This window comes from Paraburkholderia ginsengisoli NBRC 100965, from assembly GCF_000739735.1.
Lineage (GTDB): Bacteria > Pseudomonadota > Gammaproteobacteria > Burkholderiales > Burkholderiaceae > Paraburkholderia > Paraburkholderia ginsengisoli.
Window position 1 is genome coordinate 560,063 of record NZ_BBJF01000003.1, and the last position, 16,929, is coordinate 576,991.

At 66.1% G+C, this 16,929-nt stretch carries 12 protein-coding genes; 5 read left to right on the plus strand and 7 right to left on the minus strand.

Going from position 1 to position 16,929, the window contains the following annotated elements; translation table 11 throughout:
• Positions 1–198 precede the first annotated feature (198 nt).
• Entirely contained in the window at positions 199–2,550 is a 2,352-nt protein-coding gene (locus BGI01S_RS03605) for a UvrD-helicase domain-containing protein (protein ID WP_042322289.1), read from the plus strand.
• Positions 2,547–3,347 (plus strand): 5'-methylthioadenosine/adenosylhomocysteine nucleosidase, encoded by an 801-nt coding sequence (locus tag BGI01S_RS03610; RefSeq protein WP_042322293.1) that lies wholly within the window; start codon positions 2,547–2,549, stop codon positions 3,345–3,347. The genes BGI01S_RS03605 and BGI01S_RS03610 overlap by 4 nt, the downstream gene beginning before the upstream one ends.
• A 45-nt stretch (positions 3,348–3,392) precedes the next feature.
• On the opposite strand, the gene BGI01S_RS03615 is transcribed toward BGI01S_RS03610, so the two are convergent.
• Positions 3,393–5,291: a propionate--CoA ligase gene (locus tag BGI01S_RS03615; protein WP_042322295.1), complete on the minus strand. Its 1,899-nt coding sequence runs from the start codon at positions 5,289–5,291 to the stop codon at positions 3,393–3,395.
• 343 nt (positions 5,292–5,634) lie between these two features.
• Positions 5,635–6,894, minus strand: a complete 1,260-nt coding sequence (locus BGI01S_RS03620) for an MFS transporter (protein ID WP_042322298.1) — start codon at positions 6,892–6,894, stop codon at positions 5,635–5,637.
• Between the two features lie 442 nt (positions 6,895–7,336).
• Here BGI01S_RS03620 and BGI01S_RS03625 point away from each other — a divergent pair, with 442 nt between their 5' ends.
• On the plus strand, positions 7,337–9,013 hold the full coding sequence (locus BGI01S_RS03625) for a methyl-accepting chemotaxis protein (protein ID WP_084585253.1): 1,677 nt from the start codon (positions 7,337–7,339) through the stop codon (positions 9,011–9,013).
• A gap of 137 nt (positions 9,014–9,150) precedes the next feature.
• On the opposite strand, the gene BGI01S_RS03630 is transcribed toward BGI01S_RS03625, so the two are convergent.
• The 4 genes from BGI01S_RS03630 to BGI01S_RS03645 are packed head-to-tail and all read right to left on the minus strand — an operon-like array spanning position 9,151 to position 14,251.
• The gene (locus tag BGI01S_RS03630) at positions 9,151–10,026 is read right to left on the minus strand and encodes an efflux RND transporter periplasmic adaptor subunit (RefSeq protein WP_042322305.1); all 876 of its coding nucleotides are present in this window, start codon (positions 10,024–10,026) and stop codon (positions 9,151–9,153) included.
• Between the two features lie 13 nt (positions 10,027–10,039).
• Complete coding sequence (locus BGI01S_RS03635; RefSeq protein WP_042322307.1) at positions 10,040–10,240, minus strand: DUF1656 domain-containing protein; 201 nt, start codon at positions 10,238–10,240, stop codon at positions 10,040–10,042.
• Positions 10,230–12,440: an FUSC family protein gene (locus BGI01S_RS03640; RefSeq protein ID WP_042322309.1), complete on the minus strand. Its 2,211-nt coding sequence runs from the start codon at positions 12,438–12,440 to the stop codon at positions 10,230–10,232. Before BGI01S_RS03640 ends, BGI01S_RS03635 begins: the two co-directional genes overlap by 11 nt.
• 11 nt (positions 12,441–12,451) lie before the next feature.
• Positions 12,452–14,251 (minus strand): efflux transporter outer membrane subunit, encoded by a 1,800-nt coding sequence (locus BGI01S_RS03645; RefSeq protein WP_042322635.1) that lies wholly within the window; start codon positions 14,249–14,251, stop codon positions 12,452–12,454.
• Between the two features lie 155 nt (positions 14,252–14,406).
• On the opposite strand from BGI01S_RS03645, the gene BGI01S_RS03650 reads away from it, so the two are divergent.
• Positions 14,407–15,345, plus strand: coding sequence for a LysR family transcriptional regulator (locus BGI01S_RS03650; protein WP_042322312.1), 939 nt, complete (start codon positions 14,407–14,409; stop codon positions 15,343–15,345).
• Positions 15,346–15,569: 224 nt separating this feature from the next.
• Entirely contained in the window at positions 15,570–15,728 is a 159-nt protein-coding gene (locus BGI01S_RS30480) for a hypothetical protein (RefSeq protein ID WP_167335625.1), read from the plus strand.
• A 117-nt stretch (positions 15,729–15,845) separates the two neighbouring features.
• On the opposite strand, the gene BGI01S_RS03655 is transcribed toward BGI01S_RS30480, so the two are convergent.
• A complete protein-coding gene (locus BGI01S_RS03655) occupies positions 15,846–16,565 on the minus strand; it encodes an SOS response-associated peptidase (protein WP_042322316.1) in 720 nt (239 codons plus the stop codon).
• Positions 16,566–16,929 lie beyond the last annotated feature (364 nt).

Here is a 16,929-nt window from a genome sequence, read left to right on the forward strand (position 1 = left end):
GGCCCGGGAATTAAGGCTTTGGGTTTTTTGCGATGTTTGTTGGCCAACAACACAACACGAACAAACCCCCGTGGAATCAAGGAAAGGCCAACACCCCAGCACCACACCCCCCACCGCGCCGCGAGCAAAAATCCCCAAAAAAACCAACCCCCCGCAGGGGCCTATAATGACGCACGAACTGCCGCCCCTCCCCAAAAAATGCCCGATCTGCTAGCCAATCTCAACCCCGAACAACACGCCGCCGTCACACTCCCCAACGAGCCCGCGCTGATTCTCGCGGGTGCGGGCAGCGGCAAAACCCGCGTCCTGATTACGCGTATCGCGTGGCTCATCCAGCACGGTCTCGCGTCGCCCGCCACGATTCTGGCGGTGACCTTCACCAACAAGGCCGCCCGCGAAATGATGTCGCGTCTGTCGGCGCTCTTGCCGATCGACACGCGCGGCATGTGGATCGGCACCTTCCACGGCCTGTGCAACCGCATGCTGCGCGCGCATCATCGCGACGCGGGGCTGCCGGCGACCTTCCAGATTCTCGATACCGCGGATCAACTCTCCGCGATCAAGCGTCTGATGAAGGGCCTCAACATCGACGACGAAAAATACCCCGCGAAGAACCTGCAGTACTTCATCAACAACGCGAAAGAGCAGGGGCTGCGGCCGAAAGACGTTGACGCGACCGACAACTTCAACCGCAAATTTGTCGAGCTCTACGAAGCCTACGATCAGCAATGCCAGCGCGAAGGCGTGGTCGACTTTCCGGAACTGCTGCTGCGCTGCTACGAACTCCTCGCGCACAATCCGCCGCTGCGCGCGCATTATCAGGCGCGTTTCCGGCACATCCTCGTCGACGAGTTCCAGGATACCAACAAGCTGCAATACGCGTGGCTCAAGCTGCTCGCGGGGCAGACCAACTCGATCTTCGCGGTCGGCGACGACGACCAGTCCATCTACGCGTTCCGCGGCGCGAACGTCGGCAACATGCGCGACTTCGAGCACGAGTTCAACGTGCGTCACCTGATCAAGCTCGAACAGAATTACCGCTCGCACGGCCATATTCTCGATGCCGCGAATCAGCTGATCGCCAACAATTCACGGCGCCTCGGCAAGAATCTGCGCACGGATGCGGGTCATGGCGAACCGGTGCGGGTCTACGAGTCCGCGACCGATACGCAGGAAGCCGGCTGGATCGTCGAGGAAATCAAGGCGCTGATCAGCACCGGCACGTCGCGCAGCGAGATCGCGATTCTCTATCGCAGCAACGCGCAGTCGCGCACGATCGAACACACGCTCGTCAATGCGGGCATCGCGTATCGCGTGTATGGCGGCCTGCGCTTTTTCGAGCGCCAGGAAGTCAAGCATGCACTCGCGTATCTGCGCCTGATCGACAACCCGAACGATGACACCGCGTTCGCGCGCGTCGTCAATTTCCCGACGCGCGGCATCGGCGCGCGTTCGATCGAGCAGCTCGCGGACGCGGCGCGTCTGTACAACTGCTCGATGGCCGCCGCGATTCCGTACGTCGCCGGCAAGGCGGGGTCGAGCCTCGCGGCCTTCGCGAACCTGATCGGCAAGATGCGCGCGGAAACGGAACGCATGAGCCTGCCGGAAACGGTCGAGTACGTGGTGCGCACGAGCGGTCTCGCAGATTTTTATCAGAACGAACGCGAAGGTCAGGACCGGCTGGAGAACTTGCAGGAACTGGTCAACGCGGCCGCCGCGTTCGTCAGCGAAGAGGGCTACGGGATGGACACGCCCGCGCGCTCGATTCCGCTGCGCCCGGGCGCGACCGCCGCGCCCGAACTGGCGGTCGCCACCGACGATCCGAATACCGTCGTGCTGGACGCGCCCGGCATCGCCGATCCCGCGCAAAATCCCGACACGATGACGCCGCTCGCCGGCTTCCTGTCGCACGCATCGCTCGAAGCGGGCGACAACCAGGCGCAAGCCGGCCAGGAAGCGGTGCAACTGATGACGGTTCACGCGGCGAAGGGGCTGGAGTTCACGGCGGTGTTCATCACCGGTCTCGAAGAGGGGCTGTTCCCGCACGAGAACAGCGCGATGGAATCGGACGGTCTCGAAGAGGAGCGGCGTCTGATGTACGTGGCGATCACGCGCGCGAAGGAGCGGCTGTATCTGTCGTTCGCGCAGAGTCGGATGCTGCACGGCCAGACGCGCTATAACATCCGTTCGCGCTTCTTCGACGAACTGCCGCAGGAGACGCTGAAGTGGCTCACGCCGAAGGTCGAGGCGGGCGCGCGCTGGGGCGGCCGCTCCGATAACGCGGGCTATGGGCGCGACTGGTTTGCGCGGCCGGGTTATACGGGGCCCGCGTCGTCGACGCCGGCGCCGCTGCCGTCCTTCGCGAACGAGCAGCGCGCGGCGGAGACGGGCTTTCGCGTCGGCCAGCAGGTGTTCCACACGAAGTTCGGCGAAGGCACGATCACCGCACTCGAAGGCGGCGGCACCGACGCGAAGGCGCAGGTCAAATTCAAGCGGCACGGCGAGAAGTGGCTGGCGCTCGCGGTCGCGAAATTGCAGGCGGTGGAATGAGCGGGGGCGTGGGTAGCGGCGGCGCGCCGCTTTCACATCGTCCGCTGGGCATTCTGGCGGCGTTGCCGCAGGAGCTCGGCGATCTGATCGAAGCGATGCGCGCGGAGTCCGGCGTGCGCACGATCACGCACGGTCAGCGCGACTATCACCTCGGCACCGTCCACGGTGCGCCGTGCGTCGTGACGCTGGCGCGCGTCGGCAAGGTCGCGGCGGCCGCCACGGTCAGTGCGCTGATCCATGCGTTCGATGTCGAAGCGGTCGTGTTCACCGGCGTCGCCGGTGGCGTGGGCACCGAGGTGCGGGTCGGCGATATCGTCGTCGCGGACACGCTGTTGCAGCACGACCTCGACGCATCACCGCTGTTTCCACGTTTCGAAGTGCCGTTGCTGGGCGTGTCGCGCTTTGCGGCCGACGCCGCATTGGCCGGCCGGCTCGCGGCGGCTTGCGAGCGCTTTGTCGCGGAGGAAGGCGCGGCGTCGGCGGCGCGCTTCGGCACGCGCGAGCCGCGCGTGCATCGCGGGCTGATCATCAGCGGCGATCAGTTCGTTGCCAGCGCGGCGGGCGTCGCGGCGTTGCGCGACGCGTTGCCGGATGCGCTCGCCGTCGAGATGGAAGGCGCGGCAATCGCGCAGGTTTGCCATGAGTACGGCGTGCGGTGCGCCGTGGTGCGCACGATTTCGGATACCGCCGACGATCATGCGCCGGCGTCGTTCGTGTCATTTCTGACGGACATCGCGGGGGCGTATTCGAACGCGATCCTGACGCGATTTCTCGACACGCGGGGCGCGGCGGTTTGAGGTGCGAACGCGGGCGATGAGGCAAGCGCACGCAACCCGCTCACCTCACTCCTTCGCCCCCAACGCCTCCCGAACCTGCTGCAACGCAGCCGGATCTTCGATGGTCGGCAGATCGCCCGGCTCGCGTCCTTCGGCGAGCGCCGCGATCGCACGGCGCAGCAGCTTGCCCGAGCGCGTCTTCGGCAGCATCGACACGACCACCACGCGCGCCGGCCGCGCAATCGCGCCGAGCTGTCGTTCGACCGTCGCCGTGAGTTCGGCTTCGAGCCGCGCGCGTTCGCTCGGATCCGCATCGGCCTGCGCGCCGCGCAGCACCACGAAGGCCATCGCGGCCTGACCCTTCAGCGCATCCGTCACGCCGACCACCGCGACTTCCGCGACGGCCGCGTGGCTCGACAACGCTTCCTCAATCTCGCGCGTGCCGAGCCGGTGGCCCGCGACGTTGATCACGTCGTCAGTGCGGCCGAGGATCGTCACGTAGCCGTCTTCGTCCTGCACGCCCCAGTCGAAAGTCGAATAGACCTGCTGGTTCGGAATGCTCGACCAGTAAGTGCCGACGAAACGATTGGCGTCACCCCACACCGTCGACATGCAGCCCGGCGGCAACGGATAGCCGAGCGTGAGCACGCCCTTTTCGCCGACCGCGCAGGGCTCTCCCGTCAGCTCGTTGCGCAACGTCAGATCGAAGCCCGCCGACGGCACGCCCGGCGAGCCGAGCTTGGTCGGCAATGCTTCGACGCCGCGCGGAATCGCCAGCATCGGCCAGCCGGTCTCGGTCTGCCAGTAGTTGTCGATCACCGGTTTGCCGAGCGCGTCGGCGATCCATGCGGCGGTCGGCTCGTCGAGTGGCTCGCCGGCGAGGAACAGCGTGCGAAGGCTCGACAGATCGGCCTTTTTCAGCAGCGCCGGGTCCTGCCGCTTCAGCACGCGCAGCGCGGTCGGCGCGGTGAACATCAGATTGATCTTGTGTTGCTCCACGAGGCGCCACCAGATGCCGCCATCGGGACGGATCGGCGTGCCTTCGTACATCACCGTGGTCAGCCCCGCGATCAGCGGCGCGTAGACGATATAGCTATGGCCGACCACCCAGCCGACGTCCGATGCGGTGAACATCGTGTCGCCCGGCTTGCCCTGAAAGATGTGTTCCATCGATGCCGCGAGCGCGACCGCATAGCCGCCGACGTCGCGTTGCACGCCCTTCGGTTTGCCGGTCGTGCCCGACGTGTACAGCACATACGAGGGCTCGTTCGATTCGAGCCATTCGCACGGCACGTGCGCGTCGAAGAACTGTTCGCGCAGCGGCTCGTAGGCGGTCAGGTAATGCGCGTTCAAGCGTTCCGGCGCGAGTTGCCGGTCAATCAGCAGTACGCGCGGCGTCTTGTGCATCGCGCGCGCGAGCGCTTCATCGATCAGCGGCGCGTAGTCGATCACCTTGCCGCCGCGCGCGCCGGCATCGGCCGTGACGATCAGCACGGGCTTCGCGTCGTCGATGCGCGCAGCGAGGTTGGGCGCGGCGAACCCGCCGAATACCACGGAGTGAATCGCGCCGAGGCGTGCGCACGCGAGCATCGCGAACAGCGCTTCCGGGATCATCGGCAGATAGAGCAGCACGACGTCGCCGCGCTTGACGCCGAGCGAGCGCATCACCGCGGCCATCCGGTTAATTTCCGCGTGCAGTTCGGCGTAGGTGTAGCGCCGCTCGATGCCGGTTTCGGTCGACACGTACACCAGCGCGTTCTGCTGCGCGCGTTCGGCGAGGTGCCGGTCCACCGCGTTGTGACACAGATTCGTCCGGCCGCCGACGAACCAGCGCGCAAACGGCGGGTTCGAACGGTCGAGCACGCTGTCGAACGGCGTGTGCCAGTGAATCCGCTGCGCCTCGTCGCGCCAGAAAGCCTCGGGGTGCTCGATCGAACGGCGGTGGAAGTCGCGATAGCTGGTCATCTGCGGCGATCCTTCTGCTGCGTGGGTGAACGGAGGTCGGGTCGTGAGGCCGGTGCGTGGCGCGGGATCGCGCAGGCGTCGCACGAGCATCGCACAAGCATCGCACAAGCATAGAGCACGCGCGGTGCGGCGGACAACGCGGGTTCACCATGAGCGAAGAGGCGGCTGTTGAGGAAGTGTGCCGGCTGGGCGGGGACGCAGTCCGGAGCGCGCATTCGGGCGCGCATGCGTCGGCACTCGCATCACGTTAGCCTACTGCCGCGTGCCCACCATCATCGCCTGCCTCGCAAAATGAAAAAGGCGCCGCAGCGCCTTTTCCCCAATCAACTCGCAATTCGACCCATCAGGCTTTCGCGCGCTTGCCCTCGACATCCGGCAACAGCACCGTCAGCACGCCGATCAGCGGCAGGAACGAGCAGACCTTGTAGACGAACGCGATACTGGTCGCATCGGCCAGCTGTCCGAGCACCGCCGCGCCGATACCGCCGAGTCCGAACGCGAAACCGAAGAACAGCCCCGCGACCATCCCCACCTTGCCGGGGATCAACTCCTGCGCATAGACGAGGATCGCCGAGAACGCCGAGGCCAGCACCACGCCGATGATCACCGTCAGCACGCCGGTCCAGAACAGGTTCGCGTACGGCAGCAGCAGCGTGAACGGCGCGACGCCCAGAATCGACACCCAGATCACATACTTGCGGCCAATCTTGTCGCCGATCGGCCCGCCGATCACCGTGCCCGCCGCGACCGCCGCGAGGAACACGAACAGATGGATCTGCGCGGCCTGCACCGACAGATGGAACTTGTCGATCAGATAGAACGTGAAATAGCTGTTGATGCTGGCGAGGTAGAAGTACTTCGAGAACACCAGCAGGATCAGCACGCCCATCGCGAGCATCACCTGATTGCGCGACAGCGTTGCGTGAGCCGAGTTGCTGCGCGCCTTCTTCACCGACGGATGCTGCTTGTACCACCGGCCAATCCGCGTGAGCACGACGATTGCGACCAGTGCCGCCGCCGAAAACCACGCGATGCTGCGCTGTCCATGCGGAATCACGATCAGCGCGGCGAGCAACGGCCCGAGCGACGAGCCCGCGTTGCCGCCGACCTGGAACAGCGACTGCGCGAGCCCATGACGGCCGCCCGACGCCATGCGCGCGACCCGCGACGATTCCGGGTGGAACACCGACGACCCGCAGCCGACCAGCGCCGCCGCGACCAGCAGCACGCCGAAGCTCGGCGCGACCGACATCAGCAGCAGGCCCGCGAGCGTGAAGCCCATGCCGACGGGCAGCGAATACGGCTTGGGATGCTTGTCGGTGTACGCGCCGACGAGCGGCTGCAGCAGCGACGCGGTGATCTGGTAGGTCAGCGTGATCAGCCCGATCTGACCGAACGACAACGAGAAGTTGTCCTTCAGCATCGGGTAGATCGCGAGGATCAACGACTGGATCATGTCGTTCAGCAGGTGCGAAAAGCTGATCGCACCGAGCACGGAGTAGACCGTGCGCTGGACCTTGGCGGCCGGTTGCGCGGCTGCGGCAGGGGTGCCGCTCGTGGCCGGCGCGCCGGTGAGGGCGCTTTTATCGAGGCTCGTTTCCATACGCTAGATGAGAGAAGAAAAGTGGTGAATCAGATTGCGAAGGCGGCCGACGGATCGCGAGTCTGGAGCTTGCTGCTGCGGCATTTCGACGCGATTACCGGCGTTTTCAGTCGTTGATCGAAGTTTAATGTGGCTTGAGCGAATTGTAAGGACAACTTTTGTCGCGAATCGGACATGGGGTCGGATGAATCCGATTGTCGCCGTGTCTCGACGCACGCGGCGCCGCAGACGTCTGATAAAAGCAGCCCGGCGATTTTTGGCCATGTATAAAACGGGCGCGGACGCGCAGCTTACGAGGCGGCGCGTCGAGGACCGGGCGATACGCGGCCGGCATGCGCGAGCGGCGTTAAAGATCGCAGGCGCGGCTGCCGTCAACCCGGAGAGATAAGCAGCAATGCCGGAACCGACCTTTCCGGCAGTCAGATACGTGGGGACGGGGAATATGAAAGCAGTTTCGCGAGGCGGCCAGCACGGCGCGGGGATGTGGGCGGACGGGCAGGCGGCGGGCACGACGCCGTCGCGTGGACAGAGCGGGCGCTCGCGCGCCGTGAAGCTCAAGGGCTTGTCGGTGAAGGCGACGTTGCGCATCGCGTTCGCGGTGCTGCTGATCGGCACGCTGTTGATCGGCGTGTTCTCGCTGGCGCAGATCAGCCGCCTGAATGCGTCCGCGCAATCCATCTACGATCAGGGGCACGTCGCGAGCCGCGCGGCCGAAGAAGCGCGCGGCCACATGCTGCGCGCGAGCCGCGCGCAGAAGATGCTGCTGACCGCGACCACCGCGAAGGAGCGCGACGAACTCGGCGCGGATATCGACAAGGGGCTCGCCGGTCTCGCGGCGCAACTCGGCACGCTGCAGCAATACGTCGATGCCTCGGATGCGAAGGCGCTCGAGCAGCAGAAGGCGTTCGCCGCCGCCGTCACCGCGTGGAGCGGGCATCTGCGCGACTTCGTGACGCTCGTCAAAGCACAGCCGCTCGACCTCTCGCAAATGAATTGGCAGGTCGGCACGCAGGACGTGTCGCTGCTGGTCGAAACCGGCAAGCTCGAAAAACTCGTCGACGAACTCGTCGCGCAGCGTGGCACCGCCGCGAAGGCGACCATCGACGCGTCGGGCTTCATCTACCACTCGTCGTTCGTGATGATCGCGGTGATGACGCTCGCGCTGATCGCGCTCGCGTTCGGCATCAGCGAGTGGGTGGTGCGGCGTCTGGCCGGCCAGCTCGGCGGCGAGCCGGCGTACGCGAAGGAAATCGCCAGCCGGATCGCGGCCGGCGATCTGTCGAACCGGATCGCGCTCGGCCGCAAGGACAAGTCGAGCATGCTATACGCGCTGCACGACATGCAAAGCGGTCTCGCGACGACGGTCTCCGATATCGCGTCGAGCGCGGACGCGATTGCGACCGCGTCGGGGCAGATCTCGATGGGCAACCTGGACCTGTCGCAGCGCACCGAGCAGCAGGCCATGGCGCTCGAGCGCACCGCGAGCAGCATGGAGCAGTTGACCTCGACGGTCCGTCAGAACGCCGACAACGCGAAGCAGGCGAGCACGCTCGCGAACAACGCGTCGGAGATCGCGGAGAAGGGCGGCGCGGTGGTGAGCCGCGTGGTCGCGACGATGAACGACATCAACGACAGCGCGCGCAGTATCGGCGACATCATCGGCGTGATCGAGGGAATCGCGTTTCAGACCAATATTCTGGCGTTGAACGCGGCGGTCGAGGCGGCGCGCGCCGGCGAGGAAGGCCGCGGGTTCTCGGTGGTCGCCGCCGAGGTGCGCAACCTCGCGCAGCGCAGCGCCGCTGCCGCGAAGGAGATCAAAGGACTGATCAGCACGTCGGTCGAGCGCGTGAGCAACGGCTCGACGCTGGCTCAGGACGCCGGCCAGACGATGGATGAAGTGGTCAAGGCGGTGAAGCGCGTCACCGACATCATGGGCGAGATCTCGGCGGCTTCGTCGGAGCAGAGCGCCGGCATCGAGGAGATCAACCTCGCGGTCACGCAGATGGATTCGGGCACGCAGCAGAACGCCGCGCTGGTGGAGCAGGCCACGGCCGCGGCCCGCTCGCTGGACGATCAGGCGCGCGGTCTGAAGGCGATGGTGGGGCAATTCAGGCTATAAGCGCGGCTAAGTGCGGCGCCGATTGCGTTTGCCGCCGACCCTGCTCGTGTTCAGGGTCGGCCGCATTGATCGGAGCGCGGTCATTGCGGGCTAGATGCGCGTCGATCGTGCGCAGCCCGTCACCGCTCCGGTCGGTTTCAACTCGCCGAGGCGCCACCCGGCTTCACGACGATCGTGCAGGTAATGCCCGCCGCCAGCATCACGTCGTCGGGCACCGAGTCGATCTTCACGCGCACCGGCACGCGCTGCGCGAGGCGGACCCAGTTGAAGGTCGGGTTCACGTCCGCGAGCAACTCGCGGCTTTGCGGATTGTCGCGATCGTAGATGCCGCGCGAGATGCTCTCCACATGACCTTGCAGCGTGCCGCCGCTCATCAGCCGGACTTCCGCCTTGTCGCCGATGCGCACGTGCGGCAGCTTGGTTTCCTCGAAGTAGCCGTAGACCCAGAACGAGTGGCTGTCGACGATCGCCAGCTTCGCGTTGCCGGCGGTCGCGTAGTCGCCACGGAACACATTCAGGTTGGTGACGTAGCCGTCGACCGGCGACACCACGCGCGTGCGCTCGAGGTTCAGCTTCGCGGCGTCGAGCGCGGCGAGTGCCTGCTGATACGACGCCTCGGCGGCGGACGCAGTATGTGTCGCGTTCTCGCGGCTTTCCTTCGACACCACCAGCGCATCCATGTCGGCGCGCCGTTGCGCGTCGTCACGCTTCATCGTCAACTCGGCCTTTCGGGCGGCCACCGCCGCCTGCGCCTGCTCGACCGCGATCTGATAGTGCGACGGATCGATCTGCATCAGCAGGTCGCCCTTTTTCACCAACTGGTTGTCCTTCACCGGCAGATCGACGACCGCGCCGGACACATCCGGCGCGACGTTGACGATCTCGGCGCGCACGCGCCCGTCGCGGGTCCAGGGTTCATCCATGTAATGCACCCACAACACGCGTCCAATTAGGATCGCGACGATAAAAATAATGGCTGTCGCGATGAAGCCAACGAAATTTCGGATGGTCATGTTTCGACTCTGATCAACGATAAACGGCGAGGCCCAGCAGGCCGCACACACACACGAGCAAGCTGGCCCGGAACAAGGACGGATGCCACACCACGCGATACAGGCCCGTATAGGCGATCACGCGATCCAGCACCCAGGTAAGCGCGGCCCCCGCGATGAACAGCAGCACGATGGCCGGCATGTACGCATCGAGGATGGCGATATCACGAGGCATGAAGAACTCCTTCTGACGCGTCGGCGCGTCCGCTCATCATCGGTTCGAGCGGCGATTGCGGATCGAGCAGCGCGGTACGAATGAAATGCAGTTGACTCAGGATGCGTTGCAGCCGGTGCCGCTCGTTGCGCGGCGGCGAGAAGCCGGCCAGCAACTGCTGAAGCCCGGCGATCGCAGCGTCCGTGTTCGCGAGCGCGCGCTCGAAGCGGTCTTCGCGCGGCCGCTCGAACAATGCGCTCAGCGCGTCGCGCATCGTCTGCACTGCGACGCGCCACGGCGTGGATTTCGCGTAGCGCGCGTCGGCGGGCAGCGCCGCCACTTCGTGACGCAGATCGATTACCGCGTTGCCCACTTCGAGGACCGAAAAGAGCCAGCGCAATGTGTCGCGTTTGAGTTCAGGCTCGTTCGGCGCGAGCGCGTTGATCTGGAACATCAGATCGCGCGCGCCGCTTTCGAAGCGCGAACGCAGCCGGCGCAGACCGGCGCCGCTCGCCAGCACGACCTGGCGGCGCAGGTCCACCAGCAGGCGGTTGCGCAGCCACGGCGTGGACGGCGGCAGCAACACCGCGAACGCGATCGACGACACCAGCATCGACAGCACCAGCGCCATCGCGTCGTTCATGAACGAGCTCGGGTCGTAGTGCATCAGGTTGTCGGGGCCGGCGAGGAAACAGAAGAAGATGCAGTAGCCGATGCCGTAGCCGGCGAGCAGCGGGCGGGTGGTCATGAACACGCCGAGCAGCAGGAACGGCGTGAGCGCCGCGCACAGCATCACGAAGCCGTCGATGTGTGGAAACACGCCGAATACGGCGATCAAACCCATCAGCGTCGCGACCACCGTGCCACCCGCCATCTGGAACGCGGTGCGCTTCGGATTCGGCGACGCCGACGCCAGCGCGCAAACCGCCGCGGCGTTCAGCGTCAGCGTCGAGCCGCTCGGCCACGCGGTCGCGATCCAGAACGCGCCGAGCACGATCATTACGATCGTCGCGCGCAGTCCGGCGACACCCGCCGCGATCGCGTTGGTCTTCGGCTCGTAGCGGTCGATCCAGCGTTCGCGCGCGTGCGTGTCGACCGACAGCGACGCATACGTGGCCGCGTACGCGTGCAGATCGTCGATGAAGCGGTACAGCAGTTCGGCGCCCGTGTCGAAGTCGAGCAGCGGCGCGTCCGGATGCGTTTCCAGTTCGGCGCGTGTCGCGCGTACGCGCCTGGGTAACGCGCCCTTGTAGGCTTCGAGTTGCGCGGCGGCGTGTGCGGCGTCGCTGGCGCTCAGCACCGGCTCGCCGGATTTCGCGAGCAGCGGGGCGATCTCCTTGAAATACGGATCGAGGGCGGCGATGGCGTCGCGCGCGCCGTTCGTGTCGGTTGCGCGCAGCCGGTTCATCAACTGATGCAGCGCGTGAAAGCGCGTCGACGCGGTCATGAACTCGCTGTTCAGACGCGCGAGACGGCCGCCGCGCATCCGCGAATCCGGGCCTTCGAACACGGCCACGCTGCGCGCCGCTTCGAAGCCGACGATGTCGGCGATGAAACGCGCGTTGGTCGCTTCGATCTGCGCGCGGTCATTGCGGCCGGCGAGCGTCGCCGACACGTATTCGACGAACGCCGAGAAACGCGCGCGCACGGTGCCGCGCATCTGCAGGCCGGCGAACTGCGGAAACACGAGGCCGCTGACCGCGCCCGCGCAGACGATGCCGATCACCACTTCGGCGACCCGCGTGAGCGCGCTCAGGAACGCGCCGTCCGGATGCTGCGACGCGGGGATGCCGATCAGCGCGGCGGTGTAGCCGGCCAGCACGAAACCGTACGAGCGGAAGTTGCGGTTGCGCGCGGCGCCCGCGGTGCAGATGCCGACCCAGATCGCCGTCGAGACGATGAACAGTTCCGGCTGCTGCGCGAACAGGCCGAGCAGCGCGAGCATCACGACGAGGCCGACGAGCGTGCCGCAGATCCGGTAGAAGCTTTTCGCGAACACCATGCCGCTTTGCGGCTGCATCACGATGAATACGGTGGTCATCGCGGTGCGCGGCTGCGGCAGGTCGAGCTTCATCGCGATGCCGAGCGCGAGAAAGCAGGCGGCGAGCGCCTTGAACAGGTAGATCCACGTGAGGCCGTCGGTGCGCGCCCATTCGGCAGCCGACGCGCACAGCGCGGCGAGCGGCGAGGGACGCGCGGTGGAGGAGGGAGAGGCTGACATGGACGGCTTCCTCACTCGGCCGCGGACGTGGCGACGCCGGCGGTGGCAACCGCGCGCGGTGTGGCGGCGGCTGCCGGCGTCGTTGTGCTCGTGGCGGTTGCGGTGCTTTTGGCGGCGCGTGTGCGGTGGGCCGCGGGGCCGAGCGTCGCGTTTGCCGGCGCGGCGGCGCGTGCCGATTCCGCGGCGGGCTTGCCTGCGGCGGTCGCGGCATTGCCTTCAACAGGCTCGGAGCCGTCCGCGTGGCTCGCCGCGTCCGTTTGGGTGGCAACGCCGTCCGACTTCGCGGAAGCATCTCCCGTAGTCGGCGCGGCGTGGCTCTTGCCCTTGCCGTGCGCCGGCAGCGTTTCGTTCGCCTGCGGACCGTTGGCCGGATCGTCGAGCCCGCCGCCCAGCGCCGTGACCAGTGACGCATGTGCGCCCAGCCGCTCGGCCTGGATCTTCGCGACGCCTTCCTGCGCGCGCAGCAACTGATTCTGCGCGATCAGCACGTTCAGATAGTCGGTCAGACCGCGCTTGTAACCTTCGCGCGACAGATCGTAATTCTTCTGCGCAGCCGCGACCGAGCGCTCGGCATCGCCGGACTGCGTGGCGAGCGAGCGGATGCGGATCACCTGATCCGAGATGTCTTTCAGCGCGCCGACGATCGACTGGTTGTAGCGCTCCACCGCTTCGTCGTAACCGGCCGAGGCCGCGCCGAGTTGCGAGCGCAGACGGCCGCCGTCGAAGATTGGCAGCGACAGCGCCGGCCCCGCGCTCCAGCTATGCGACGGGTTCTTCAGGAACTGAAAGAGCGGCCCCATTGCCGCATATCCGCCGATTGACGCCAGCAGGTTGATGTCCGGATAGAAGTTGGCCTTGGCGACGTCGATGCCGCGCGCCTGCGCGGCGACGGTCCAGCGCGCCGCGACCACGTCCGGCCGATGGCCGATCAGATCCGCCGGCAACGCGCTCGGCAACCCGGCCGGCGCGGCCGCGAGCGACAGCGTAGGGCGCTGGATCGTGTCGCCCGCGCCCGGACCCTTGCCCGCCAGCGCGGCGAGCTGATTGCGGCCGAGCGCGATCTTTTCTTCGATTTCGTCGATCTGGCGCTCGTACTCCGGCATCGGCGTTTCGGCCTGGCTCACTTCGAGCTGCGTGCCGATGCCGCCTTTCAGACGGCGGTTAGCCAGGTCGACGATTTGCTGCTGTTGTTGCAACGTGGCCTTGGCGATGTCGAGCAGCGCATAGTCCAGTGACATCCCGATGTACGTGCGCACCACGTTGCCCTGCAGTTCGAGCTGGGCGGCGCGCGCATCCGCGGCGCTGGCATGGGCGGCGTCGAGCGCGCGCTCGGCGGCGTTCTTGTCCTTGCCCCAGATGTCGAGGTGATACGACAGTGCGAGCGTGCCGGTGTTGTTCCACGATTGCTCGCCCGCGAGCGGCCCCGGGCCGTAGTACAGGTTGTCGGCCCACTTCTGACGCTGGATCGACAGACTGCCGTTGACCTGCGGCGACAACGCCGAGCGGGCGACACCCGCCATCGACATCGCCTCGCGCACGCGCGCCTGCGCGGCCGCGAGGCTCGGGTTACCCAGTTGCGCGGCTTCGATCCATTGGTTCAGTTGCGGATCGTTATAGGCGCGCCACCAGTCGGCGGCCGGCCATTGGGCGTCGGCGTTCGCCGCGCGGATCGCGTTGCCGGCGTCGAGCGAGGACGGCTCGATGCCGTGGTCTTGCGGCGCAATGCCTCCGGTACTTGCACAGCCGGCGATTGTTAATAGGATCGTAAGAACCGCGGCTGCAGAGATCCTTTTTGGTACCGGAGACTGCACGATTTCCTCCAAAATTGACTATAGAAGCTAGTGCGTCATTATATTTTTTGATCGATTGGGGAATAACCGGTAAAGATGCAAGGCATTTTTACGCCGCATGAGATAATCGCCTTTGCGAATCGTGTAACAATCGCTTCCGATCACAGAGGGAAGGTATGGATACGCTTCAAAACATGCGCGTATTTGTTCGGGTCGTCGAAGCGGGCAGCTTCACGGGTGCCGCGCAGCATCTGAATACGACTACGGCTTACGCGTCGCGCGCGGTTTCCGATCTGGAAGCGCATCTGCGCACGCGCCTGCTGAACCGGACGACGCGCCGCATCGCGCTGACCGAGGCGGGCGAGCGCTATTTGCAGCGCTGCGAGCAGATTCTCGCGTACGTCGACCAGGCGGAAGCCGAGGCGAGCGACGCGCACGCGCGTCCGTCCGGCAAACTCAAGGTCCACGCGATGACGAGCTTCGGCCAGCACTACGTGGTGCCGGCCGTCGGCCGCTATCAGGAGCGCTATCCGGATGTGCACATCGAGCTCACGCTCGCGCAGCGCATGCCCGATCTGCTCGACGAAGGGTTCGACGTGTCGCTGACGCTCGCCACCGGTCTGCCGGATTCCGGGCTGGTGTCGCAGCGCCTGGGCAGCGCGTTCAGCATTGCGTGCGCGTCGCCGGCTTATCTGGAGCGGCACGGCGTGCCGCAAACGCCCGCCGACCTCGCAAGCCATACGTGCCTGCAAATGGTGACACCGGTGTTTCCGCCCGACCGCTGGACCTTCGACGGTCCGAACGGCGAGGAAACGGTCGCGCTCGGCTCGACGCCGTTTCAGGTGAACGTCGCCGAGGCGATGGCGGTTGCGGCCTGCAAGGGTATGGGCATCGGGCTGATCCCGATCTATTCGGCGATCAGCGGTTTGCGTAGCGGCCAGTTGGTGTGGTTGCTGCCGGAGTACACGTCGCAGGAAATGAATCTGTACGCACTGTACGCGTCGCGCCAGTATCTGGACGCGAAAATCCGCACCTGGGTCGAATTTTTGCGCGACGAACTGCCGGCCACGCTGGCGGTGGATCAGGAAGAATTGCGTCAGTTCGCGCGTTCCTGACGCGGCGCGGCGCCCTTGCGCGCCGGACGGTCGTCCGCCACGTCGCAACGCGCCGGCCCGAAGCCGCTTGCCGGGCGGTTACACAAGTGCCGCGTCGCAACATTTCCTTACTTCTGGTTCGCGGTCGATTTGCTAACGTGTGGTTCATGCGCTGCCGGCTTCGGCCGCACGCGCCCGCTTCACTGCCGTTCGGCACATCGCAACAACCGAAGGACGAGGGACTCATGGATACGCATCTGATGATCGGCGTGGCCGTCATGCTGGGACTGATCGGGATCGCCGCGTCGCGCGATCTGCTGCGCCGTCTGCGCGAACAGCAGCCGCAACTGGTGCCCATCAAGGTCGAGCGCCCGGATCCGCGGGCGCAGCGACGCGACCGTTGAGCCTGCGAGCATTTTCGCGGCGCTTCATCGACGGGGCGCCGGGCCGTTGCAGTCGCGGCGGCGCTTTTCTCTCCTTAATTTTTCCGCTTCCTGATGGTCAGGGACGCGTGCGCTTTTTCAGTGCAGCGCTTCGATCAACCCGGGTTCGTCGTTGAGCGTGCGGTCCACTTCGTGACTCACCCGGTGCCAGCGAAAGCGGCCGGCGGCCAGGCAGGCGCTGCGCGCCAGTTGCTCGAGTTCATCGGGTGGCAGCGCTGGGTCCAGCCAGCGGCGCGCCGCATCCGGCGCGAAGGCCAGCGGGCGGCGGTCGTGTATGTCGATCAGACCGGCGTCGGCGCTGGCCGTCACGATCACCAATCCCATCCCCTCGGTTTGCGGCTCGGCGCCGCGTACGCTCGACAACGCCGCGAGATACATCGGCGCCGCGCTTCTCAGATACACGAAGTAGGGCTGGCGGTTTTTTGCGTCGGGCTGCGCCGGTTCATCCGGGTTGCCGCCGACCGGCGCGCTTTCCACCCGCCATTCGAACCAGCCGTCCGCCGGCACCAGCACGCGACCGGTCTTCCACAATGCCTCGAAGTAGCGCGCGGTCGGCGCGGTGTCGGCGCGCGCGTTGATCGTCTGCGGCAGGTGCTGTTCGCGCGCCCAGTCCGGGCAGTAACCCCAATGAATCGCCCGCAGCGTTTGGTCCGGATAAATCGCGAGTGGATGGGTGCCGGGCGCGAGGTTGTAGCCGGGGCGGCGGTCGGCGGCGTCGAATAGCATCAGCGGATCGGCAAGGCCGAGGAGGTCGGCGTAAAGCTGCGGATCGCGATACTGGCTGATTCGACCACACATGAGCGACCTCCGGAGACGACCTGCGTGGCGGGTTGCCGCGATTCGGCCGACTGGCTTGTGGAGCGCGGAGTCAGCCGGATTTAGCTTGCAGGGTGCTGGTGCTGGTGCTGGTGCGGTTGTTGGGCATTGTCACGGTCGAGCCAGTATGGCTGGTCGCTGGTAGCTGCTATGGGGCACGGGCAAGCAGCTGCGAACACAACCCGCTACAGGCAACCGGTCTCCCGCAATCAGCAACAGGCCATCGCCCATCGGCCACGCCCCGTGCACTCCTGTAAGCCATCAATGACGACCACGCACCCACACCCGCACCCAACGACCGCAGCGTAATGCCTATGCTCCCGCCACGCTATCCAGACCGGCCCCA